General features: G+C 71.5%; 24 protein-coding genes and 1 pseudogene. 14 read left to right on the forward strand and 11 right to left on the reverse strand.

From position 1 onward, the window contains the following. Positions 1-10: 10 nt before the first annotated feature. The 3 genes from fabG to N912_RS0103085 all read left to right on the forward strand — a co-directional run bounded on the left by fabG (position 11) and on the right by N912_RS0103085 (position 2,095). On the forward strand, positions 11-781 hold the full coding sequence (fabG, locus tag N912_RS0103075; protein ID WP_028921270.1) for a 3-oxoacyl-ACP reductase FabG: 771 nt from the start codon (positions 11-13) through the stop codon (positions 779-781). Between the two features lie 87 nt (positions 782-868). After that, the gene (locus tag N912_RS49145) at positions 869-1,672 is read left to right on the forward strand and encodes a GntR family transcriptional regulator (protein ID WP_051579511.1); all 804 of its coding nucleotides are present in this window, start codon (positions 869-871) and stop codon (positions 1,670-1,672) included. A gap of 195 nt (positions 1,673-1,867) precedes the next feature. Beyond that, positions 1,868-2,095, forward strand: a complete 228-nt coding sequence (locus N912_RS0103085) for a hypothetical protein (protein WP_028921271.1) — start codon at positions 1,868-1,870, stop codon at positions 2,093-2,095. Between the two features lie 11 nt (positions 2,096-2,106). Here the strand turns inward: N912_RS0103085 and N912_RS65510 are convergent, their stop codons facing one another. Together N912_RS65510 and N912_RS66735 are read right to left on the reverse strand one after the other, a co-directional pair. After that, on the reverse strand, positions 2,107-2,250 hold the full coding sequence (locus tag N912_RS65510) for a hypothetical protein (protein WP_245645165.1): 144 nt from the start codon (positions 2,248-2,250) through the stop codon (positions 2,107-2,109). A gap of 208 nt (positions 2,251-2,458) precedes the next feature. Beyond that, positions 2,459-2,596, reverse strand: a pseudogene (locus N912_RS66735) (AsnC family protein); the annotation flags it as partial. Between the two features lie 126 nt (positions 2,597-2,722). On the opposite strand from N912_RS66735, the gene N912_RS49155 reads away from it, so the two are divergent. Together N912_RS49155 and N912_RS0103100 are read left to right on the forward strand one after the other, a co-directional pair. Further along, entirely contained in the window at positions 2,723-3,226 is a 504-nt protein-coding gene (locus N912_RS49155; RefSeq protein WP_037062714.1) for a MarR family winged helix-turn-helix transcriptional regulator, read from the forward strand. After that, on the forward strand, positions 3,223-4,191 hold the full coding sequence (locus N912_RS0103100) for a DMT family transporter (RefSeq protein ID WP_028921272.1): 969 nt from the start codon (positions 3,223-3,225) through the stop codon (positions 4,189-4,191). The genes N912_RS49155 and N912_RS0103100 overlap by 4 nt, the downstream gene beginning before the upstream one ends. On the opposite strand, the gene N912_RS0103105 is transcribed toward N912_RS0103100, so the two are convergent. Genes N912_RS0103105 through N912_RS0103125 form a run of 5 tightly spaced genes read right to left on the reverse strand, consistent with a single transcriptional unit; the run spans position 4,094 to position 10,243 of the window. Further along, positions 4,094-5,614 carry an NCS1 family nucleobase:cation symporter-1 gene (locus N912_RS0103105; RefSeq protein ID WP_028921273.1) on the reverse strand — a complete coding sequence of 507 codons (1,521 nt, stop codon included), beginning with the start codon at positions 5,612-5,614 and terminating at the stop codon, positions 4,094-4,096. The two genes, N912_RS0103100 and N912_RS0103105, sit on opposite strands and share 98 nt — an antisense overlap. Before the next feature lie 5 nt (positions 5,615-5,619). Then, positions 5,620-6,618, reverse strand: coding sequence for a TIGR03842 family LLM class F420-dependent oxidoreductase (locus N912_RS0103110; RefSeq protein WP_028921274.1), 999 nt, complete (start codon positions 6,616-6,618; stop codon positions 5,620-5,622). A gap of 10 nt (positions 6,619-6,628) precedes the next feature. Beyond that, positions 6,629-8,023: a dihydropyrimidinase gene (hydA, locus tag N912_RS0103115; protein ID WP_028921275.1), complete on the reverse strand. Its 1,395-nt coding sequence runs from the start codon at positions 8,021-8,023 to the stop codon at positions 6,629-6,631. A 60-nt stretch (positions 8,024-8,083) separates the two neighbouring features. Further along, positions 8,084-9,391, reverse strand: coding sequence for an aspartate aminotransferase family protein (locus N912_RS0103120; protein WP_028921276.1), 1,308 nt, complete (start codon positions 9,389-9,391; stop codon positions 8,084-8,086). A gap of 9 nt (positions 9,392-9,400) precedes the next feature. After that, positions 9,401-10,243, reverse strand: a complete 843-nt coding sequence (locus tag N912_RS0103125; protein ID WP_028921277.1) for a nitrilase-related carbon-nitrogen hydrolase — start codon at positions 10,241-10,243, stop codon at positions 9,401-9,403. Between the two features lie 116 nt (positions 10,244-10,359). Between N912_RS0103125 and N912_RS0103130 the strand changes: the two genes are divergently transcribed. Further along, the gene (locus N912_RS0103130) at positions 10,360-11,754 is read left to right on the forward strand and encodes an aminotransferase class I/II-fold pyridoxal phosphate-dependent enzyme (protein WP_211261114.1); all 1,395 of its coding nucleotides are present in this window, start codon (positions 10,360-10,362) and stop codon (positions 11,752-11,754) included. A 1-nt stretch (position 11,755) separates the two neighbouring features. Here the strand turns inward: N912_RS0103130 and N912_RS0103135 are convergent, their stop codons facing one another. Beyond that, on the reverse strand, positions 11,756-12,277 hold the full coding sequence (locus tag N912_RS0103135; RefSeq protein ID WP_028921279.1) for a MarR family winged helix-turn-helix transcriptional regulator: 522 nt from the start codon (positions 12,275-12,277) through the stop codon (positions 11,756-11,758). A 156-nt stretch (positions 12,278-12,433) separates the two neighbouring features. On the opposite strand from N912_RS0103135, the gene N912_RS0103140 reads away from it, so the two are divergent. After that, positions 12,434-13,501 (forward strand): class III extradiol ring-cleavage dioxygenase family protein, encoded by a 1,068-nt coding sequence (locus N912_RS0103140; protein WP_028921280.1) that lies wholly within the window; start codon positions 12,434-12,436, stop codon positions 13,499-13,501. A gap of 7 nt (positions 13,502-13,508) precedes the next feature. Then, positions 13,509-14,810, forward strand: coding sequence for an MFS transporter (locus N912_RS0103145; protein WP_028921281.1), 1,302 nt, complete (start codon positions 13,509-13,511; stop codon positions 14,808-14,810). Here N912_RS0103145 and N912_RS0103150 read toward each other — a convergent pair. Then, the gene (locus tag N912_RS0103150) at positions 14,800-16,302 is read right to left on the reverse strand and encodes an Nramp family divalent metal transporter (protein WP_028921282.1); all 1,503 of its coding nucleotides are present in this window, start codon (positions 16,300-16,302) and stop codon (positions 14,800-14,802) included. The genes N912_RS0103145 and N912_RS0103150 overlap by 11 nt on opposite strands. Before the next feature lie 64 nt (positions 16,303-16,366). Then, entirely contained in the window at positions 16,367-16,939 is a 573-nt protein-coding gene (locus tag N912_RS66925) for a hypothetical protein (protein ID WP_425415263.1), read from the reverse strand. A 47-nt stretch (positions 16,940-16,986) separates the two neighbouring features. On the opposite strand from N912_RS66925, the gene N912_RS66930 reads away from it, so the two are divergent. The 4 genes from N912_RS66930 to N912_RS0103175 all read left to right on the forward strand — a co-directional run bounded on the left by N912_RS66930 (position 16,987) and on the right by N912_RS0103175 (position 20,622). Beyond that, positions 16,987-17,115, forward strand: coding sequence for a hypothetical protein (locus N912_RS66930; RefSeq protein WP_281176253.1), 129 nt, complete (start codon positions 16,987-16,989; stop codon positions 17,113-17,115). 101 nt (positions 17,116-17,216) lie between these two features. Then, a complete protein-coding gene (locus N912_RS0103165; RefSeq protein ID WP_028921284.1) occupies positions 17,217-18,596 on the forward strand; it encodes an MFS transporter in 1,380 nt (459 codons plus the stop codon). After that, positions 18,593-19,492: a LysR family transcriptional regulator gene (locus tag N912_RS0103170; RefSeq protein ID WP_028921285.1), complete on the forward strand. Its 900-nt coding sequence runs from the start codon at positions 18,593-18,595 to the stop codon at positions 19,490-19,492. The genes N912_RS0103165 and N912_RS0103170 overlap by 4 nt, the downstream gene beginning before the upstream one ends. Further along, positions 19,489-20,622, forward strand: coding sequence for an L-talarate/galactarate dehydratase (locus N912_RS0103175; protein WP_028921286.1), 1,134 nt, complete (start codon positions 19,489-19,491; stop codon positions 20,620-20,622). Before N912_RS0103170 ends, N912_RS0103175 begins: the two co-directional genes overlap by 4 nt. A 55-nt stretch (positions 20,623-20,677) precedes the next feature. Here N912_RS0103175 and N912_RS0103180 read toward each other — a convergent pair whose 3' ends face one another. Then, positions 20,678-21,445, reverse strand: a complete 768-nt coding sequence (locus N912_RS0103180; protein ID WP_028921287.1) for a mechanosensitive ion channel family protein — start codon at positions 21,443-21,445, stop codon at positions 20,678-20,680. A 361-nt stretch (positions 21,446-21,806) separates the two neighbouring features. Here N912_RS0103180 and N912_RS63210 point away from each other — a divergent pair, with 361 nt between their 5' ends. Together N912_RS63210 and N912_RS0103185 are read left to right on the forward strand one after the other, a co-directional pair. Continuing rightward, positions 21,807-22,229 carry a hypothetical protein gene (locus tag N912_RS63210; protein WP_156993126.1) on the forward strand — a complete coding sequence of 141 codons (423 nt, stop codon included), beginning with the start codon at positions 21,807-21,809 and terminating at the stop codon, positions 22,227-22,229. A gap of 5 nt (positions 22,230-22,234) precedes the next feature. Then, a complete protein-coding gene (locus N912_RS0103185; RefSeq protein ID WP_156993128.1) occupies positions 22,235-22,879 on the forward strand; it encodes a class F sortase in 645 nt (214 codons plus the stop codon). The last annotated feature ends 26 nt before the right edge of the window (positions 22,880-22,905 follow it).

The raw sequence follows: 22,905 nt of genomic DNA on the forward strand, positions 1-22,905 counted from the left end.
GAGGAACCGCATGTTCACCCCACTCGCCGGCCGCTCGGTCGTGGTGACCGGCGCCAGCAAGGGCATCGGCAAGGGCATCGCCGGCGTGTTCGCCCGCGCCGGCGCGCGGGTGCTGGTGGTGGCCCGCGACGAGGCCGCCGTCCGCGCCGCCGCCGACGAGCTGAACCGGCTCGACGGGGAGGTCTCCGCGCTCAGTGGCGACGTCACCGACCCGGACAGCTGCGCGCGGATCGCGGCGGTCGCGCAGGAACGCCACGGCGGCATCGACGTGCTCTGCGCCAACGCCGGGGTGTTCCCGGAGCGCCGGCTCGCGGACATGACGGCCAAGGACATCGACGAGGTGCTCGGCATCAACCTCAAGGGCACCATGCTCCCGGTCACCGCGTGCCTGCCGGCGCTGCGCCGCTCCGGCCGGGGCCGGGTGGTCATCACCTCGTCGATCACCGGGCCGATCACCGGCTTCCCGGGCTGGACGCACTACGGCGCCAGCAAGGCCGGCCAGCTCGGGTTCATGCGCACGGCCGCGATCGAGCTGGCGCCGATGGGCATCACCGTCAACGCCGTGCTGCCCGGCAACATCCTGACCGAGGGTCTGCGCGACATGGGCGAGGACTACCTGCGGCAGATGAGCGCGTCGATCCCGCAGAAACGCCTCGGCAGCGTCGAGGACATCGGCAACGCCGCGCTGTTCCTGGCCACCGAGGAGGCCGGCTACATCACCGGCCAGACCCTCGTCATCGACGGCGGGCAGGTGCTCCCGGAGTCGCTCGACGCGGTCTGACCCAATACGACGAATTGGTTGGGATCGGTTGGGCCAAAGCCGGCCGGCCGGGATAGCGTGGCGCGCACCAGGAGGTGAGACGACCGCATGACCACGTCACCCACGGCCGCCACGGGCGGGCCCGAGGTACCGACGACCGCCGAGGACATCCGCCAGCAGCTGTTCACCTACATCACGTCCGGCCGGCTCCGGCCCGGCCAGCGGCTCGGTGCCGAGCGTGAGCTCGCGGAGTCCTACGGCGTCAGCCGCGCCACCCTGCGCCAGGCCCTGGAGGCGCTGGAGCGCGCCGGCGTGGTGCGCCGGCTGCCGGGCCGGGGCGGCGGCACGTTCGTCAGCGAACCGAAGATCGAGCGCGACCTGTCCAGCGTGGTGGGCGTGCCCGCGCTGCTGCGCAAGCAGGGCATGACCGCCGGCACCCGGATCGTCAGCACGGCCATGACCGGGGCCGACGAGGCCACCGCCGCCGCGCTGGAGGTGCGGCCCGGCGAGCTGGTGTACGAGGTGGTGCGCATTCGGCTCGCGGACGGCAGCCCGATCTCACTGGAGCACGCGCGGTTCCCGGCCGCCCGTTTCCCCGGAATGCTGGACCTCCCGCTCGGCGGGTCGATCTACGACCTGATCCGCGAGCACTACCACCTGTCCCCCGACCAGTCCCTGGAGCGCATCGAGGTGGTCCACGCCACCGCGCACGAGGCGGCCATCCTGGACGTCAACGAGGACGCGCCGCTGCTGTCCATCACCCGGACCACCACCGACTCGCACGGCGCCGCCTTCGAGTTCTCCCACGACCTGTTCCGGGCGGACCGGACCCGGATCGTGATCCGCACGCCCACCGGCGCGGACCGCGACCAGGCGCCGACCCCGCTGCGCCAGCGGATCGAGATCGTATAGCGGACGTCGTCGGCGCGATTTCGCGAGCGCGCATTCTGAAGAAGCACTGAGAAAACCCGCCGTCGGATTCTCTAAATCTTTGCTCAGAATGTCGGGCCGGTGTTAGGAAGGGCACCCCCAAGCGCTCCCCGAAAGGACCTGATGATGGCTCGGATTCTTCCTGCCGTGGGCAGGGTGACATTTCCACTGGCCGCGGTGCTATTCGCGGTCGGCGTGGCCGGCGCGCCGGCATCGGCGGCCGCGTCCACGGTCGACGCGACGGTCGTTCCGGCCGCCGCCAGCGTCGCGCCGCCCCCGCCACCGAAGCAGATCCGCAAGGAGGACTGCCGGCGCGGCGGTGGTCACTGGGTCCGCGACCGTCGTGACATGCACCTGTACCACTGCGCCGGAGGCCGTTTCGACAAGCGCGACGGCCGGTTCTGACCCGCGAAGGGTCACGTCGGTAACAGGGTTCCCGCGCGTTTGACGAGCCGGGTGATGGGCGCGGTCTCCGCGCCCATCACCCCGGGCAGCGGGCCGACCCGTTCGGCGAGGTGGTCGTACAGCGCGTCGGTGTCCCGGCAGACCAGGTGCGCCACCAGGGTTCGCCGGACCGGTGGTCGCCGAGGCGAACGCGACCTCCCGGTGGCCGGCCAGCGCCCGCCCGATCGTGGTGAGCGCGGCGGGAGCGACGGTCAGCCAGAGGATCGCCACGGCGGTGTAGCCCAACAGCGCCGCGTCGATGTCCACATCGAAGTGCAGGAACCCGTTGCGGCGCAGTTCGGCCAACCGCCGTCGGGTGGTGGACGCGGACCAGCCGGTGGCGGCGGCCAGCGCGGGGATCTCGATCCTGCCGTCCTTGGCCAGCGCGGCGAACAGCCAGGTGTCCTCGGGGGTGAGCGTGATCGGCGGGCCGGGTCGCGGTTCGATCGGTGGGCGCGCCAGGCGTTCGGGGCAGTGCTCGACGACCTACTGGCCCGGCGCTGACACCTCACCCGCGCGCCACCGCGCTCGCCCGACCCCCGGATGGTCGCGGTTGAAATGACTGACTCAGTCAGTTAATGTCGAGACATGGACGACAGGTCGGCGAACCTCGTCACCGCGCTGGTGGTCGCCCTGGCCGACGCGCTCGACGAGACCACCGGCCGCGCCGGGGCGCACGGGGCCAACGGCGCCTCGGCGCTGGCCACCATCCACTTCGTGCCCGGCGAACGCATCGACGAGCTGAGCCGGGTGCTCGGGATCACCGGCTCCGGGACCGTGCGGCTGGTGGACCGGCTCGTCGCCGACGGACTGGTGGAACGACGCCCCGGCCGGGACAGGCGCAGCGTGTCGCTGTGGCTCACCGAGCGCGGGGCGGCCGTCGCCGAGGAGATCGTGGCGCGGCGGCGCGAGGTCCTGCGGCGCGCGCTCGAACCGCTGACCGACGCCCAGCGCGACGCCCTGGCCGCGGTGGCCGAGCCGGCGCTCGCGGGCATGGCGGTGAACCGGGAGCGCGCGGACCGGATCTGCCGGCTGTGCGACTACGTGGCCTGCCCGCAGGACCGCTGCCCGGTCGAGAGGGCCGTCTCATGAGCGGGGGCTGGCGGTTCCGGCTGATGCTGGTCGCGGCCGCCGTGGGGTGGGGCTGCGCGACGACGGCGACGAAGTACGCCCTGGCCGGGTTCGGCCCGGCGACCATGCTCGTGGTCAAGCTGGCCGCCGCGAGCGCCGTGCTGTGGGCGGTGTCGCTGGTGCGCGGCGTCCGGCCGGCGCCGGGGAGAGGACGGTTCGCGCTGCTCGGGTTGTTCGAGCCCGCGCTGGCCTACGGCGGGCTCACGGTCGGCCTCACCTACACCACGGCCACGAACGCGTCGCTGCTCGGCGTGACGGAGTCGATCTTCGTGCTGATGCTGGCCGCCGCGTTCCTGTCCGAGCGCATCCGTGCCCGGTCCGTACTGGGCATCGCGCTGGCGGTCGCCGGCGTGCTCGCGCTGGGCGGCGGCGACGTCGGGACCGGGTTCAACCTCGGTGACCTCATCGTGGTCGCGGGTTCCGTCGCGGCGGCCGTCTACGTGACGCTCGCGGCGAAGGTGGCTTCCACCGCCGACGCGCTCACCATGACCACGTACCAGTTCACCTTCGCCACCGCGTTCACCCTGCCGCTCGCGGTGTGGCCGTGGCTGACCGGCCGCGAACCACTGCCCACCAGCGTCGAGCCCCGCTACTGGCTGGCCGCGATGTTCGTCGGCGGGGTGTGCTTTGCGCTGAGCTTCCTGCTGTACAACCAGGCGATCAGGTCGGTCCCGGCCGGAATGGCAGGCGTGATCCTCAACATGGTCCCGGTGATCGGCGTGCTGACGGCGGTCGTCTTCCTCGGCGAGTCGCTCACCGCCTGGCACATGGCCGGCGCCGTGCTGGTCGTCGCCGGAATCATGCTCTTCCCGGCCGCCAAGGAACAGCTCACCCGTGCGTCCTCGCCGGCGCCCGGGACAGCACCAGGTACACCACGAACCCGACGATCAGGCCGACCACCCAGCTGTAGTCGTAGAGCGGCTTGAACACCGGGATCAGCCCGTCGGCAGGGAACGGGCCGGTGCCGGGCGCTGAGTAGGCACCGCCCACCGCCACCAGCGCACCCACCACCGTCGCGGCGACCGCACGCCAGTTCCACCCCGCCGTGAACCAGTACCGGCCTTCCGGTCGATAAAGGTCGACCAGATCGATCCGCCGGTGCCCGATCACCCAGTACCCGGCGATCAGCACGCCGGCGACCGAGGCGAGGACGCCACCGTAGAAGCCCAGCCAGGTGAAGATGTAGGTGTGCGGGTCGGACACCAACCGCCACGGCTGGATGAGGATGCCGATGACCCCGGTCGTCAGCCCGGCGGTCCGGAAGTTCAGCCAGCGAGGCAGCGCATTGGAGAAGTCGTAGGACGGGCTCACCACGTTCGCCGCCACGTTGCAGGACATGGTGGCGAGCACGGCCATCACCAACCCGATCACCACCGCGACCGGGCTGGTGAACCGGCTGGCCACCTCGACCGGGTCCCAGATCGCGGCGCCGTAGAGCACGATCGTCCCCGACGTGACGACGATCGAGATCATCGAGATGAACGCCATGGTGGTGGGCAGCCCGTAGACCTGGCCGAGCAGCTGCCGGCGCTGGTTGCCGGCGAACCGGGTGAAGTCCGGCATGTTCAGCGACAGCGTCGCCCAGAACGCGATCATGCCCATCAGCGAGGGCGCGAACACCGCCCAGAACCCGGCGCCCCAGCCCAGCTTGGACGGCTGGGTGAAGATCGGCCCGAATCCGCCGATCTGGGCCACGATCCAGACCATCAGGCCCAGGAACGCCACGGTGACCAGCGGGGCCGCCCAGTTCTCGAACCGGCGCAGGCCCTCGATCCCCCGCCAGATCAGCACCATTTGGGCCAGCCAGAACACCGCGAAGGACAGCCACATGGTCCACGCGTGGCCGCCGATCGGGGCCGCCTTGAGCCACCCGTCGCCGGCCAGCGTCCCGACGATGACGTAGATCGCCTGCCCGCCTACCCAGGTCTGGATGCCGAACCAGCCGCAGGCGATGAACGCGCGCAGCAACGCCGCCAGGTTGGCGCCGCGCAGGCCGTAGTACGCCCTGGCGAACACCGGGAACGGAATTCCGTACTTGGTGCCGGCATGGCTGTTGAGCAGCAGCGGGACCAGCACTATCAAGTTGGCGAGCGTGATCGTCAGGAAGGCCTGCAGCCAGTCCATCCCGAGCGCGACCAGCCCGGACGCGAGCAGGTAGCTGGGAATGTTGTGCGCCATTCCCATCCACAGCGCCGCGTAGTTGTACGTCGTCCATTTCCGTTCCGCCAGCCTGGTCGGCAGCAGCTCGGCGTTGGCGAACCGGCTGTCGGAAACGGCGGAACGGTCGGTCAGATCGACCCGGCCATGCTCGTCGACGCGCTCGACGTCCCGCTCAGGAATCGTTGTCATGGCTCTCAACTCAAGGCTGGAATGATGTGTTCGCCGTAGGCGTCGATGGTCGCGTCGACCGCGTCGTGCATGTCATAGACCGCGAACTGGTCCACCCCGGCGTCGCGCAGCTCCTGGAGCTTCTCGATGTGCGCCTCGGCGGGCCCGACCAGGCAGAACCTGTCCACGATCGCGTCCGGCACGAACTGGGTGTCCGGGTTGCCGCTGCGGCCGTGGTGGCGGTAGTCGTAGCCGGCGCGGCCCTTGATGTACTCGGTGAGCTCGAGCGGGACCAGGTCCGAGCTCTCGCCGTACCGGGTGACCAGGTCCGCGACATGGTTGCCGACCATCCCGCCGAACCACCTGCACTGGTCCCTGGCGTGTGCGAGGTCGTCGGAGACGTAGGCGGGCGCGGCGACGCAGATGGTGACCGAGTCCGGGTCGCGGCCGGCCTCGGCGGCGGAGTCGCGGACGTGCTTGACCATCCACCGGGTCAGGTACGGGTCCGCGAGCTGCAGGATGAACCCGTCCGCCCGCGCCCCCGCCAGCTTCAGCGCCTTCGGGCCGTACGCGCCCATCCAGACCGGCAGCCGCCCGTCCACCACCCACGGCAGGCGCACCGGCGTGCCGTCCAGGTCCACCTCGCGGCCCTCGGCCAGCTCCTTGATCACGTGCATGGCCCTGCCCAGGGTGTCCAGCGTGGCGGGCCGACCGCCCGTGACCCGCACCGCGGAGTCGCCGCGACCGATCCCGCACACCGTGCGGTTGCCGAACATCTCGTTCAGGGTGGCGAACCCGGACGCGGTGACCGTCCAGTCGCGAGTGGTCGGGTTGGTCACCATGGTGCCGACCTTGAGGTTCCTGGTGTGCTCCAGGATCTGGGAGAAGATCACGAACGGCTCCTGCCAGAGCACGCAGGAGTCGAACGTCCAGCCGTGGCCGAACCCGGCCTGCTCTCCCCTGCCCATCCGCGCCACCAGCTCGGATGCCGGCGGGTCGGTCTGCAGCACCAGCCCGAAGTCCATGGTCACTCCCTTAACCGAGGTAGTCGCAGGTCGAACGGCTCAGGTAGTTGCCCCGGCCGGGGCGCCCGGTGTACTCCCCGCCGGAGAGGATCACCTCACCACGGGAGAGCACGGTGTCCACCCGCCCGGTGATCGTCCTGCCCTCGTAGGCGGAGTAGTCCACGTTCATGTGGTGGGTCTGCGCGGACAGCACCTGCTCGGCGCCCGGGTCGTACACCACGATGTCCGCGTCGGCCCCCGGCGCGACGGTGCCCTTGCGCGGGTGCAGGCCGAACATCCGGGCCGGCGCGGTGCTGGCCAGCTCCACCCAACGGCGGCGGCTGATGTGCCCGTCGACCACCGCCTGGTGCAGCAGGTCCATCCGGTTCTCCACGCCCGGCATGCCGTTCGGGATCTTGGAGAAGTCGCCCCGGCCCATCTCCTTCTGGCCCTTGAAGCAGAACGGGCAGTGGTCGGTGGACACCACCGAGAGGTCGTCGGTGCGCAGCCCGCGCCACAGCGCCGCCTGGTTCTCCTTCGGCCGCAGCGGCGTGGAGCAGACGTACTTGGCGCCCTCGAAGTCCGGCCTGGCCAGGTCGTCGGTGGACAGGAACAGGTACTGCGGGCACGTCTCGGCGAACACCGGCAGCCCGCTGTCCCGCGCCCCCGCGATCTCGGCCACCGCCTCCTGCGCCGACACGTGCACCACGTACAGCGGCGAGCCGGCCACCCGCGCGAGCTGGATGGCCCGGTGGGTGGCCTCTGCCTCCAGCAGTGCGTGCCGCACGTCGCCGTGGTAGCGCGGGTCGGTCCGGCCGGCCGCGAGCGCCTGCTGCACCAGCACGTCGATGGCGATGCCGTTCTCCGCGTGCATCATGGTCAGCGCGCCGTTCGCGGCGCCCTGCTGCATCGCGCGCAGGATCTTCCCGTCGTCGGAGTAGAACACCCCCGGGTAGGCCATGAACATCTTGAAGCTGGTCACGCCCTCGCCGACCAGCACGTCCATCTCCTTCATGGACTGCTCGTCCACGTCAGAAATGATCATGTGGAAGCCGTAGTCGATGGCGCAGTTGCCGTCCGCCTTCGCATGCCAGGCGTCCAGTCCCTCGCGCAGCGAATGCCCCACGCTCTGGATGGCGAAGTCGATGATCGTGGTCGTCCCGCCCCACGCCGCCGCTCGGGTGCCGGTCTCGAAGGTGTCGCTGGCATACGTCCCGCCGAACGGCATCTCCATGTGCGTGTGCGCGTCCACCCCGCCCGGGATCACGTACTTCCCGCTCGCGTCGATCACCGTGTCCGCGCTGTCCACCAGCCCGGACCCGGGCGCGAGCAGCGCAACCACCCGCTCCCCGTCCACCAGCACGTCCGCCGTGACCTCGTCCGACGCCGAGATCACCAGACCGCCCGTAACCAACGTCGTGCCCATACGCATTCTCCCAGCTCAGAGCCCGTGAGTGGCTAGGGTCGCTATAGCGCCCCTAGCCACTCACGGCTTGTGACCTGCATGTTCGAGGGCGGCCACCAGGGCGGCGGCGCCTTCTTCGGCTTCTTCGGCGGTCAGGGTCAGCGGTGGGGCGATGCGCAGCACGTTGCCGTGCAGGCCGCCCTTGCCGATCAGCAGGCCGCCGCGTCGGGCGTGTTCCAGGACGTCGGTGGCGGCCTTGGGCGACGGTCCGCCGTCGCGGTCGACCAGTTCGACGCCGATCATCAGGCCCCGGCCGCGCACCTCGGCCACCACCGGCAGCCGGGCGGCCGCCTCGTCGAGGCGGGCGCGCAGCACGGCGCCCACCCGGCGGGCGTTGCCCTGCAGGTCGTGGTCCAGCGCGTAGCGAAGGTTGGCCAGCGCGCCGGCGGTGGTCACCGGGCTGCCGCCGAAGGTGGACAGCGAGTTCGCGGCGACGCTGTCCATGATCTCGGCGCGGGCCACCACGCCGCCGATGGACAGGCCGTTCCCCAGGCCCTTGGCGAAGGTCATGATGTCCGGGCGGGCGCCGCCGGTGGCGTGCGCCTGCCAGCCCCAGTAGTGGTCGCCGGTGCGGCCCCAGCCGGTCTGCACCTCGTCGGAGATCCACAGGATGCCGTGCCGGTCCAGCACCTTCTTGAACTCGGCGAACAGCCCGTCCGGCGGCATCGCGAACCCACCGACGCCCTGGATCGGCTCGGCGATGAAGCAGGCCACGTTGTCGCGGACCTGGGCGAGCACGTCCTCCAGGTCGGCCACGCAGGCGGCGGTCAGCTCCTCGTCAGAGAGATCCGCGAACGGGGTGCCGCGGCGGCGGGTGCCGTGCACGTAGTAGGTCTGCACCGGGGACAGGCTGGTCGGCGCCCAGCCGGTGTTGCCGGTGATGGCGATCGCGGAGAACGACCGCCCGTGGTAGGCGTTGCGCAGCGCCAGCACCTGGTTGGACGAGCGGAACCCGGTGGCCAGCAGCAGCGCGGTGTCGTTCGCCTCGGTGCCGCTGGAGGTGAAGAACACCCGGGGGTCGTCGATCCCGGACAGCTCGGCCACCTGCTCGGCCAGCTCGATCATCGGCCGGTTCAGGTACAGCGTCGAGGTGTGCAGGATCTTGCCGGCCTGCGTCGATACAGCGGCCGCGACCTCAGGCAGCGCGTGCGCCGTCATCGTGGTCAGGATGCCGCCGAAGAAGTCCAGGTACCTGTTGCCCTCGGCGTCGACGACGTGGCGGCCCTCGCCGTACTCGATCTCGATCGGCTCGTCGTAGTAGAGCGACAGCCAGGACGGCAGCACGGCCTGGCGGCGCTTGAGCAGCTCTGCGTGGATTCCCTCGGACACGGCGGCCCCCTACGGCTGGACCAGCGACTGGTAGGCGTCCGGGCGGCGATCCCGGTAGAACGCCCACTGCTGGCGGACCTGGTCGATCAGGTCGAAGTCCAGGTCGCGCACCACCAGCTCCTCGGCGTCGCCGCTGGCCACCTCGCCGACGAACTGGCCGCGCGGGTCCACGAAGTAGCTGGTGCCGTAGAAGTCGTTGTCGCCGTACTCCTCCACGCCGACCCGGTTGATCGCGGCGATGAAGTACTCGTTGGCCACGGCGGCGGCCGGCTGCTCCAGCTTCCACAGGTAGGACGACAGCCCCCGGCTGGTCGCCGACGGGTTGTACACCAGCTGCGCCCCGGCCAGGCCCAGCGCGCGCCAGCCCTCCGGGAAGTGCCGGTCGTAGCAGATGTAGACGCCGACCCTGCCGACGGCGGTGTCGAACACCGGCCAGCCCAGGTTGCCGGGCCGGAAGTAGAACTTCTCCCAGAAGCCGGGCAGCTGCGGAAGGTGGTGCTTGCGGTACTTGCCCAGGTAGCGGCCGTCCGCGTCGATCACCGCGGCGGTGTTGTAGTAGAAGCCCGAGCCCTCGATCTCGTAGATCGGCACCACCAGCACCATGCCCAACTCCTTGGCCAGCGAGCACATCCGCTGGACGGTCGGCCCGTCCGGGACCGGCTCGGCCCACCGGTAGTGCTCGGCCTCCTGCACCTGGCAGAAGTAGGGCGCGTTGAAGACCTCCTGGAAGCCGATGATCTTTGCACCGGCCGAGGCGGCGGCACGGGCGTGCGCCTCGTGCGCGTCGACCATTGAACTGGTGTCGCCGGTCCACTTGGCTTGTACCAGTGCGGCGCGGACGAGGTTCGGCATGCCAACTCACTCCCGGATCGTGACCCGCTGGCGGTCCCCTGTGGCCTGGACCATATTGTTCGGTTCATACTTGGAGCAATAGCTCGTTTGTTACAGACCAATTAATCGGGGCGGCGGTGGACGAGAAGACCACGGTCCGGATCGCGCAGGCCGCCGAGAACCGGTCCGCCGCCGGGATCGCGGCCGCGGTGAGCCGGTTGATCAAGTCGGGCGAGCTGGCGGCGGGTTCACGGCTGCCGACGGTGCGGGCGCTCGCGCGCGAGCTGGGCACCAGCCCGACGACGGTGAACGAGGCGTGGCGCTCGTTGGTGCGGATCGGGGCGGTCAGGACCAACGGCCGCAACGGCTCGTTCGTGGCCGACGCCCACCACCGGGCCGGCTGGCCGAGCCGGTTCTGGCGCATCGCGGGCACCGCCGGCGAGTTCGCGCTGGACCTGTCGGCAGGGGTCCCGGACCCGGCGCTGCTGCCGCCGATGCACGAGGTGCTGGCCGGCATCCGGCGCGGACCCCAGCTGTCCGGCTACCTCGACCCGCCGGTGCTGCCGGCGCTGGAGCGGATCATCCGCCGGTCCTGGCAGGACGTCTGGGACCCGGAGTGCGTCACCGTGGTGGACGGCTCGCTGGACGCGGTGGACCGGGTGCTGACCAGCGTGCTGCGCCTCGGCGACCGGGTGCTGGTGGAGAACCCGACCTTCCCGCCGTTCCTGGACCTGCTCGAGCTGATCGGGGCGCGGCCGGTCCCGGTCGGCATCGACGCGGAGGGCATGTGCCCTCGGGCGCTGCGCGCGGCGCTGGACAGTGGCGCCGGCCCGCTGCCGCCCGAGGAACCCGCCGTGCTGCTGCTGCAGCCCAGGGCGCACAACCCGACCGGTGCCAGCATGAGCCACGCCAGGGCGCTGGAGCTGGCGTCGGTGCTGCGCTCGGCCGCGCCGTCCTGCACGGTGGTCGAGGACGACCACGTCGGCGACATCGCCGTGGCCGGGCCGGTCAGCCTGGCCATGCACCTGCCGCACCGGACGGTCACCATCCGCAGCTTCTCCAAGTCGCACGGGCCGGACCTGAGGCTGGCGGCGGTCGCCGGTCCCGCCGAGCTGATCGAGCCGGTGATCGCCCGCCGCAACCTCGGGCCGGCCTGGTCGTCGCGGTTGTTGCAGCAGTTGCTCGCGGACATGCTCGCCGACGCGCGCTGCGTGCGCGCCGTTGCCCGCGCCCGCGAGGTCTACATCGACCGGCGGCAGGCGCTCGCCTGCGCGCTGGCCGACCGCGGCATCCCGGTGCTCGCCAGGGACGGCTTCAACGTCTGGGTCCCGGTGGAGCACGAGCGGGACGCGCTCGTGCTGCTCGCCACCCAGGGCATCGGCGCGGCGCCCGGCCGGCCGTTCCTGGTCGCCCCCGAGGGCGGTGACCACCTGCGGATCACCACGGCCGCGCTGCGGGTCGAGGGCGCCGAGGAGGTCGCCGACGCGCTCGTCGCCTCGGCCAGCCGCCGGGGCGGCGGGCTGCACCGGTGAGCTAGCCGGACCGGGACAGCCGCAGCGACTCGACGAACCGTTCCAGCAGCGAGTGCAGCTGGGTGCGCTCCTCCGGGCGCAGGTCTGACATGAGCCGCTGCAGGTGCGCCCAGTGGCCGGGCAGGAAGTCGCGCAGGAACGCCCGGCCGCTCTCGGTGATGCGCACCAGCGAGGAACGCCGGTCCCGCTCGTTGGCCAGCCGCTCGACGTACTCCCGCCGCGCCAGGGCGTCGACCACCGAGGTGAGGTTGGCCGGGAGCACCGAGATGGCCTGGCCCAGCCGCCCCATGGTCAGCGGCTCGTCCGCCCGGTCCAGCACGGTGAGCACGTTGAACTGGCTGGTGGTGAGCCGGTACGGGGACAGCTCCGCGACGTGCGCGCGCTCCAGCTCGGCGGAGGCCCGCAGCAGCGAGAGGGTGATCCCCAGTACGGTCGGATCGAAGCCGGGGCCCTCCCGCCGGGCGGCCCTCGCGATCTGCTCGGCGATCGAGCTCTCGCCGTGGGTGACGGGCGGTTGCTTCACAGAGTGAACTGTACAAGCTCGCGCCGTTCTATTCGATCTTCCTAGCTGACCAGCGATAACAAATTGTTATGTGAGTGAAAGATCAAGATTGACGATAGTTCACTGGCATGAGTAAATGTGTGGCACCGATCACAAGTCGACGGAGGTGAGAAGGGTATGGCGGAGATCCTGGGGCTCGGGCTGTCGCACTACCCGCCGTTCAGCGGCACCGACGCGGACATGGCGGACATCCTGCGCTGGACCATGGACGACCCGGCCATCCCGGAGGCCGAGCGCGACCCGGCCCGGTGGGGCGAGCGGATGCGCGCGGAGTGGGGCGAGGACGGCGGTGCCGAGGCCGCCGCGAGCCATCGGGCCGCCCTGGTCGCCGCGTTCGCGCGCGCCCGCGCCGCCCTGGACGCGTTCCGGCCCGACGCGGTGGTGATCTGGGGCGACGACCAGTACGAGAACTTCCGCGAGGACGTCATCCCGCCCTACGCCGTGCTCGCCTACGACGACCTCGAGGTGCGGCCGTGGCGGCAGGCGCAGGGCTCCTCGGACATGGCGGGCAAGCCGAACGTGTGGGGCGAGCCGGCGGACACCACGTTCACCATCAAGGGCCGCCCGGACATCGCCCGCTACCTGGCCGGCCGGCTGCTCGACGACGGCGTCGACGTGGCGTACGCCTACCGTCCGCTGCACCACCCGGGGCTCGCGCACGCGTTCCTCAACGCCGTGCTGTACCTGGACTACGAGCGGCGCGGCTTCCCGTACCCGGTGATCGCGTTCCCGGTCAACTGCTACGGGCGCCGGGTGATCAGCTATCGCGGCTTCCTGTCCCGGATGGGCGAGCGGCGCGAGCTGGACCCGCCGTCGCCGTCGCCGGCCCGCATGATCGACGTCGGCGCGGCGGCCGCGCGGGCGCTGCGGGACTCGCCGTGGCGGATCGCGGTGGTCGCCTCGTCGAGCTGGTCGCACGCGTTCCTGTGCGACAGGACCTGGCGGCTGCGCCCGGACACCGAGGCCGACGAGCGGCTCTACGACGCGCTGGTGCGCGGCGACCTGCAGGCCTGGCGGTCCACGCCGCTCGCGGCCATCGAGGAGGCCGGCCAGCAGGAGCTGCTCAACTGGTTCCCGCTGGTCGGCGCCATGCACGAGCTCGGACGAGGCAAGCCGACCTGGACCGAGTTCGTCGGCACCGACGTGTTCAACTCCAACAAGGTGTTCGCCAGTTACGAGCCGTGAGGTTTCCATGTCGTCTGGTTTGCAGCGCCGGGGGGAGCTTTCGGGCCGCTCCCTGACCGTCGTCCTCGTCACCTGCGGGCTTTCGTACCTGTTCGACGGGTACGACCTGGTCGTGTACGGCACCACGCTGCCGACGTTGCTAGCGGAGTGGCGGGTCAGCCCGGCGGTCGCGGGCGCGGTCGGCAGCTATGCGCTGATCGGGATGCTGATCGGCGCCCTGGCCGTCGGCAGCGTCACCGACCTGCTCGGCCGGCGGCGGGTGCTCATCGGCTGCGTCACCTGGTTCTCGGTGTTCACCGCGCTGTGCGCCGCGACCAGCTCGCCGGAGGCGTTCGGCGCCCTGCGGTTCCTGGCCGGGCTCGGCCTCGGCGGCGTGCTGCCCACCCTCAACGCGCTCACCATCGAGTACGCCCCGCCGCGCCGGCGCAACCTCGTCTACGTGAGCATGGCCGTCGGCTACCCGGTCGGGGGCCTGCTGGCGGCGACGCTGGCGATCCCGCTGATCCCGGCGTCCGGCTGGCAGGTGATGTACCTGATCGGCGCCACCCCGCTGCTGGTCGTGCTGCCGCTGGCGGTGCGCGCGCTCCCCGAGTCGCTGGAGTACCTGCTCGCCCGGGGCCGAACCGACCAGGCACGGGCGCTGGCCGACCGGCTCGGCGTGACGCTGGAAGCAGCCGAACCGGTCGCGGCCGCGGCGGCCGGCGGCGGGCCGAAGCCGCTGTTCGCCGCCGGCTACCGGGCCGCGACCGTGCTGTTCTGGCTGGCCGCGTTCTGCTCGCTGCTGCTGGTCTACGCGCTGAACACCTGGCTGCCGCAGCTCATGCGCCAGTCCGGCTACCCGCTGGGGTCGGCGCTCAGCTTCCTGCTGGTGTTCAACGTCGGCGCCATCCTGGGGCTGTTCCTGGGCGGGCCGGCCGCCGACCGGTTCGGCCAGCGCGCGGTCACCGCCACCGGGTTCGCGCTGGCCGGGATCTCCGTCGCGCTGCTCGCCTTCACCGGCAGCCAGCTGGCGCTGTACCTGCTGTTCGCGGTCGGCGGGTACGGCACGGTCGGCACCCAGACGCTGCTCAACGCGTTCGTCACCGGCTACTACCCGGGATCGGCGCGGGCGGCCGGCATCGGCTGGGCGCTCGGCGTCGGCCGGCTCGGCGGCATCCTCGGCCCGTTCCTCGGCGGCGTGCTGCTCACCGCCGGGATGCCGCTGGGCGGGATCTTCTTCGTGTTCGCCGCCGTCGCACTGGCCGGCGCGCTGCTGATCGCGGCGGTCCGCCCGGCACGGCTGCCCGGCCGGGTGGCGGCTAGAACGTGACCAGCGGGTCGCCCACCGTGTCGGCGATGAAGTTGACGAAGAAGAAGCCGAAGAACACGAAGTTGAGCACCAGGAACAGGTGGTGCCACCAGCGCGCCCGCGCCGCCCGGGGCAACCGGCTGTTCAGGTACATCAGCAGGAACGGGTAGATGAGCGCGCCCAGGTTGGACATGTTCGCAGACCACTGCACCAGCGCCACCGGCACCGCGAGGTGCAGGATCACCGAGATCGCCACCAGCAGGACGATCATGAACGGGTAGTAGAACCGCCTCGGGTCGTCCTCGATCAGCGCGCGGATGCGCGGGCTGGAGGCGTGGGTGGCGTCGGTGACGATCCGGACCAGCGCCTCGAAGATGCCCAGCTGCGTGGAGAACAGCACGAACACCCCCATCACCAGCAGGAAGTAGAACATGCCCTGGCCGTACTCCGGCCGCAGCGCGTCGGCCGCGAAGGTCGGCACGTTCGCGGTGGTCGGCTGTTTCCCGGACAGCAGGACCGCCTGCGCCATCAGCACGGTCGGCAGCAGCATGCCCAGCATCGCGCCACCGAAGAACACCACCCACATGTCCACCCTGAGCAGCCGGTACCATCGGCGCCACCGGCCGGCGTTGAGCTCGTCGTCGGGGAACGTCACGCCCACCGAGCGGAGCTCGCTGCGTTCGCCCCGCAGTCCGGACAGGAAACCGGTGCGGTGGCCCATGCCGTAGCCCTTGTCCCGGTAGTGGCCCATGATGTACCAGTTCAGCCCGGAGGCCAGCGCGGTGAACCCGGCCAGCGCGCCGAGCTGGGTGGCGCTGATGCCGGGCGGTGGCGCCGCCGGGGTGACGAACCCCCTGATCGCCTCCCACCACAGCCGGCCCGGCACCACCAGCAGGTCGACCACCAGCAGCCCCACCAGGATGGCGCCCACCATCGCCCAGTTGGACAGCTCCAGCGCCCGGCTGATCTTGCGGGCGGTCGCCGCGATCAGGAAGACCACCACCAGCAGCCCGATGGCGTACCAGCGGGTCTGCTGCGCCTCGGCGGCGGTCGCGACCCTGCCTTCCACCAGCGCGAACACCCCCTGGCCGGCGGACGCGGCCCAACCGCCCGCGATGAACGCGAAGATCACTACGAACACGGAGAGCGGGATCCACAGCAGCCGGCCCGGCGGCACCCGTCCCCAACCCACCACCGGGACCTCGCCGGTGGCGACCACGTACCGGGCACACTCCACGTTGTAGAAGGTCTGCAACAGCGCGGAGACGGTGATCACCCAGCCGATCCCGACGAACCCGTACTGGCCCACCGCCTGCGGCCCCAGCAGCCACTCGCCGCTGCCGATCGACACCCCCAGCGCGATCAGGCTCGGCCCGATCGCATACATGACCAGCTCCCGGGCGCCGAGCCGGCGGACCTTGAACACCTCCTCCGGGGTGGGCAGGTCGTCGACCTCCAGCGAGGGCCGGCTGACGCCGAGCGGGAAGGTGCGCGCGGGCGAGACGTCGGTCATGGCTGCCTCCGAGCCTCCGACGGATGATCAGCACAGGATGCGGCACCGTGCGGTGTGATCGCAATCACAGAATGGCAGCGGTTGTCGGGGGCGCGGCCCGCTCGACCGCGTCCAGGTCCGCGCTCACGGAGGCCAGCTTGGTCCGCATCAGCTGGATCGCGTCCCTTCCGAGCGGCAGCCGCAACGGCGGGCTCGGATCGTCCGCGAGGGCGAGCACGGCCGCCGCCGCCGTGTCCGGGTTCCCGGGCGGCGGGCCGCCGTCGTCGGCCTGGTCGACCCACGCCGGCGTCCGGTAGTCCCCGATGCGGTCGGCGACCCGGTCCGAGCTGGCGGTGGCGAACCCAGCCGAGCGCAAGAAGCGCCGAACCCGGGAGGCGATCTCGAACGCCGCGATCGCCCTGTTCCTGGCGCGCGGCTTCGGCGGCGTCTCGGTGGCGGAGATCGCGGACGCCGCCGAGGTGTCCAAGCGAACCCTGTTCGCCACTTCCCGGCCAAGGAGGACCAGGTCACCGGACTCACCGACGACGCCGAGTCGCTCGCGCTGGCGCGCATGATCACCACGACGCCGAGCCTCACCGTCGGGCTGCTCGGGCACCACCGGCGCGGTGAGTGCGCGCGCCGAGGCGTTGCTGGCCACCGGCGCCGCGCGGGACCCGCTCGCCGCCGCCCTCGCCGCCGCGCAGGTTGGCCGAACACAACACCCGCCTGGTCCTGGACGGAAGGGACGTCGACGCCGCGCACGAGGCCGCGGTCCGCGCCGCCGACCGCGCGTTCGCGCTGCTGGCCGGCGGCCTGGACGGCTCGCTGCCCTGATACCGATCGTGCATCGCGAGATGTCCAATTGGTCTTGGACGAGTATCACCGCAGCGTCCTAGCCTCCTGACATCGCGAGGGCCGCCATGAGGAGGACGACGATGTCTGAGACCGGCACCGCCCCGGCCGTCTCCCCCGCCCGGCCGGCGCGGGGATGGCGGCGGATCCCCACCCGCTACCTGGTGCTGACGCTCATCTTCGTGATCACGTCGGTGAACTACGCGGACCGGAGCAGCCTGTCCATCACCGGCAGCGGCGTGCAGGCCGAGCTCGGGTTCAGCACCGTGCAGCTCGGGTACATCTTCTCGGCGTTCAGCTGGGCCTACGTGGTGGGCCAGCTGCCCGGCGGCATCCTGCTCGACAGGTACGGCGCGCGGCGGATCTACGGGGTGAGCATCGCGCTGTGGACGCTGGTGACGTTCTTGATCAGCCTGGTCGGCCTGGTCACCACGCCGGTGCTGGTCACGGTGACGATCATCTTCGGGCTGCGGCTGCTGCTGGGGGTGTTCGAGTCGCCGGCGTTCCCGGCCAACGCGCGGATCGCCACCACCTGGTTCCCCACCGCCGAGCGCGGCAGGGCCACGGCGGTGTTCAACTCGGCGCAGTACTTCGCCACCGCGATGTTCGCGCCGATCATGGGCTGGGTCACCCACTCCTTCGGCTGGCGCTGGGTGTTCGTGCTGCTCGGCGTGCTCGGGTTCGTCCTGGCGGCGCTGTGGCTGCGCTGGATGGACGTGCCGGCGCGGCACCGGAGGGTCACGGCGGCCGAGCTGGAGACCATCCGCTCCGGGGGCGGGCTGGTGCACCTGGACGCGCCGAAGAGCGGCGACGGGGCGGAGAACGTGCAGCAGCGCGCGCCGCTCAACCGCGCCACGTTCGCCCGCATCTTCTCCACCCGGCCGCTGTGGGGCGTGTACATCTCGCAGTACGCGATCAACGCGCTGACCTACTTCTTCATCACCTGGTTCCCGGTGTACCTGGTCAAGGGCCGGGGGCTGTCGTTGCTGGAGGTCGGGTTCGTGGCGGCGCTGCCGGCGCTGTGCGGGTTCGCCGGCGGCCTGGCCGGAGGGTTCGTCTCCGACGCCATGCTGCGCCGAGGCTGGTCGCTGACCGCCGCCCGCAAGGTCCCGTCCGTGATCGGCATGCTGCTGGCCACCTCGATCGCGGTGTGCAGCCTCACCGACAGCACCGCGCTGATCGTCGCGATCATGACGCTGGCCTTCTTCGGCAAGGGCATCGGCTCGCTGGGCTGGGCGATCACAACCGACATCGCTCCCCCGCAGGCCACCAGCTTCGTGGGCTCGACGATGAACGCGTTCGGGAACGCGGCGGGCATCGTCACGCCGATCGTCATCGGCTACACCGTGCAGGCGACCGGCTCGTTCACCATCGCGCTGTGGTTCGTCGCCGGCCACGCGCTGCTCGCGCTGGTCGGCCTCGCGGTGATGGGCACCATCCGGCGGATCGACTTCGACCCGTGATCTCCCTGGAACAGGTGCGCGGGTTCGTGGCGGTGGCCGAGGAGGGGCACTTCCGGCGCGCGGCCGCCCGGTTGCGGATGTCCCAGCCGCCGCTGAGCCGGCAGGTGCGGAACCTGGAGCGCGAGGTCGGCGCGCGGCTGCTGGACCGCACGCCGCGCGGGGTCGAGCTGACCCCGGCCGGGCGGGTGTTCCTGGCCGAGGCCCGGCGGCTGCTCGCGCTCGCCGAGGCGGCGCCGGACACCGCGCGGCTGGTGGCCGACGGCCGGGTGGGCACGGTGCGCATCGGGTTCACCGCCGCCTCCGGGTTCGGCGTGCTCGGGCGGATCCTCAACCACGTCGAGGCGGCGCTGCCCGGTGTCGAGCTGGTGCTGCGCGAGATGGTCAGCTCCGCGCAGTTCGAGGACCTGCACAGCGGGCGGCTGGACCTCGCGCTGGCCCGGCCGCCGTTCGACGCCGGGGAGTTCGACTCGCGGCTGGTGCACAGCGAACCGCTGGTGCTGGCCGCGCCGGCCGACCACGCGCTGGCCGCCGACCCGGCCCCGATCCCGGTCGCCGAGCTGAACGGGACGACCCTGCTGGTCTACGCCCCCGGCCAGGCCCGGTACTTCGCCGACCTGGTGGCGCGGGTGCTGGCCGGCGTCCGGTACTCGCCCGCGCACCAGCTGACCCAGATCCACACCATGCTCGCGCTGGTCGCGGCCGGACGGGGCCTGGCGCTGGTGCCGGCCTCGGCGACCCGGCTGCACCCGGACGGCGTGCGGTTCCGCCCGCTGGCCGACCCGCCCGACGACCCGGTCGAGCTGTACGCCGTCTGGCGCCGGGAGGCGGCGAACCCGGCGCTGCTGCGGGTCGTCGAGCTGCTCGACATGTTGCGTCCAGAAAGGTTCCGATCATGACGACGTCCGCCACCCAGGACCGGATCACCGAAGTCCGGCTGTCCTCGGTCACCCTCCCGCTGGCGGTGCCGGTCAGTGACGCGAAGGTGCTCACCGGCAGGCAGCGGCCGATGACCGAGGTCGCCATGCTCTTCGCCGAGGTCAACACGGCCGCCGGGCACGAGGGGGTCGGGTTCGGCTACAGCAAGCGGGCCGGCGGGCCCGGGCAGTTCGCGCACGCCAGGGAGATCGCGCCGGTGCTGCTCGGCGAGGATCCCAGCGACATCGCCAAGATCTGGGACAAGCTGGTCTGGGCGGGCGCCTCGGTCGGGCGGAGCGGGCTGTCGGTGCAGGCCATCGCGGCGTTCGACATCGCGCTGTGGGACCTGAAGGCCAAGCGCGCCGGGCTGCCGCTGGCCAAGCTGCTGGGCGCGCACCGCGACTCGGTGCGCTGCTACAACACCTCGGGCGGGTTCCTGCACGCGCCGATCGAGCAGGTGCTGGACAACGCCGAGGCGGCGGTGGAGCGCGGCATCGGCGGCATCAAGCTCAAGGTCGGCCACCCGGACGGCGCCACCGACCTGGCCAGGGTCACGGCGGTGCGGGAGAAGCTCGGCGAGGTCGCCCTGATGGTCGACGCCAACCAGCAGTGGGACCGGCCGACCGCGCGGCGCATGTGCCGGGCGCTGGACCAGCTCGGGCTGGTGTGGATCGAGGAGCCGCTGGACGCCTACGACGCGGACGGCCACGCCGCGCTGGTGTCAACCTTCGACACCGCGATCGCCACCGGGGAGATGCTGGTCAGCGCGGCCGAGCACGCCGAGCTGATCCGTGCCGGGGGCGCGGACATCGTGCAGCCGGACGCGCCGCGGATCGGCGGAATCACTCCGTTCCTCAAGGTCATGGCGCTGGCCGACCACCACAACCTGCAGCTCGCGCCGCACTTCGCGATGGAGATCCACGTGCACCTGGCCGCCGCCTACCCGCGCGAGCCGTGGGTGGAGCACTTCGAGTGGCTCGACCCGCTGTTCGACGAGCACCTGGAGATCGCCGACGGCCGGATGCACCTGTCGCCGCGCCCGGGGCTGGGCGTGACGATCAGCGACCAGGCCCGCGCCTGGACCGTCGCCGAGCACCGGGAGCGCGCATAAGCACGGGTGCCCGCCGGCGGGTGGGGTCCGCCGGCGGGCACCGTGTGACGCCTGGTTATCTGCTCTGCGCGTCGACCCCAGGCGTGACCGGCGAGGCCGGCGGTTCCGGAGACCTGGCCTCCGGCACCGTGGCCCCGGGGCCGGTCTCCTGCGTCGCGGCCTGCGCCTTGGCCCGGGCGGTCTCGCGCTCGGCGGCGGCCAGCCAGCGCTCCCAGCGTTGCCGCATCGGCCCGATCAGGCCGCCACCGACACCGACGATCGCAATGCCGCCGACGGTCCCCAGCACCGTGATCAGCACCGGCATGGTCACCGTGATCGCGATGCCCATCTGGTTCAGCGCCGCGATCACGGCGAGCGCGATGATGAACACCTGCGCCACCGTGGCCATGATGCGTGCGCTGCTCAGTCCACCGGCCGCGCCTCTGATCAGGTCCGCCACCGCACCCGCGATCGCGCTACCGACCACGACGATGAGCAGCGCGAAGAACAGCTTGGGCAGGAACGCGATGATGCCGGTGATCAGCTCGGACACCGGGTTGGGCCCGAACACCCCGAACGCCAGCTGCAACGCGAACAGCAGCACCGCGTAGTACACCAGCATGCCTGCCACGTCGCTGGCCTTGTACTTGCTGTCCTGTATCTTGCTGCCGAACCCGCCCCGCTCGAGGGCACGGTCGAAGCCGACCTTCGCCAGCAGCGCGGCCACCAGTTTCCGCAGCAGCTTGGCGACGATCCATCCGATGATCAGGATGACCAAGAACAGCGCCAGCCGCGGCACGAAACTCACGACCGTCGCGAGGCCGTCCTGAAGCCACATTGGCATAGTCTTGCCCCTCTCTTGCTCAGCGCCGCTCTCGCAGCGGCCGGACACTGACGATCAAAGTGAGTACCCGCGGAATGACCGAAAGCAACCGGGGCAACTCGAAAGAGCGACAGCAAAACACGCGGTCAGCACCGCCGTACGCCCAAAAGTGGGAATCGGCGTGACACACAGGGACTAACGTGCGGGTGTTGAAACTTAGTTAGAGAAATGAAATGTAAGCGCGACACTCCGAGCGCGGGCGGCGCGCCGGTGTCCCACAAAAGATCACACAATCGGATTGCATAGCGTTCCCGCGTTGGTGGACTGGCCCTAGGGTGCCCGCATGATTCTTCGCGGCCCTCGCTTCCGGCATGCCGCCCTCGTGGCGTCCGTTGTCCTCGGTGTGCTCTCGGTCGGCGCCTGCGGCGCGCAGGCGCCCGCCCCTACCGCGCCGGCGGGCGGGGCCGCGTCGACCGCTCCCGGCGGTGCCGGTGCTCCGGGCGGAGCGCCCACCACCGCGCCGCCCGGTGGTGCGGGCGCGGGATCCGCGCCGAGCGGTGCTCCGGGCGCCGGCGGCCAGGGCGGTTCGGGTGCGGCCGGTCAGGGCGGGGCCGGTCAAGGTGGAGCGGCCGGTGGCTCCGGTGGCTCCGGTGGCGGTGCGAAGGCCCCGAGCGGGGTGAACGCCGGCTCGGGCGGCCAGGCCGCCGAGGACTCCGGCCTGGATGGTCTTGCGTTGGCGCTCGGCGGGTTGGCCGCCGCCGCCGCTACCGGCGGGCTGCTGGCCCGCCGTCGTCGACTGGGGTGACCTGGGTGCGGCAGGGGCCGCTGTGGCTGGTGTTCGCGCTGAGCCTGGCCATCTCCGGGGTGGGCGTCGGTCAGATGGTCGACGCCCATCTTCGGGATGCCGGTTCGGTGCCCGCCGCCCTGGCCGTGTCACCCGCGGTGCCACCAGCCGAGCGCCGCGCCGAGCCGCCGGCCGTGTCGTCGCCGCCACCGGTCGCCGAGCCGACGCGGCTGAGCCTGCCGGCGCTCGGGGTCGACGCACCGGTGGTCGGGGTGACGGTGGGTACGGACGGTCAGTTGGGGGTGCCCGACAACCCGGCGGTGTTGGGCTGGTGGCGCGGGGGCGCGTGGCCGGCGGCGCCGAGGGGGACGGTGGTCCTGGATGGCCACGTCGACACCAGGGAGGCCGGCCCGGGCGCGCTGTTCCGCATCGCCTCGGTCTCGCCGGGCGCGACGGTGTCGCTGCGCACGGCGGACGGCGCCGCGAACTACGTCGTCCAGGCGGTGCGGCACTACCCCAAGTCCGCGCTCCCGGCCGAGGTGTTCGACACCACCGGCAACCCGCGCCTGGTCCTCATCAGCTGCGGCGGCGCCTTCGACCACGCCACCCGCCAGTACAAGGACAACGTCGTCGTCTACGCCACTCCCGCCACTGCCGCCACTCCCGCCTAGATAGATCGTTCTAGCTCTAGATAGAT

The organism is Actinospineispora acaciae DSM 45401 (genome assembly GCF_000620785.1).
GTDB classification, from domain to species: Bacteria; Actinomycetota; Actinomycetes; order Mycobacteriales; family Pseudonocardiaceae; genus Pseudonocardia; species Pseudonocardia acaciae.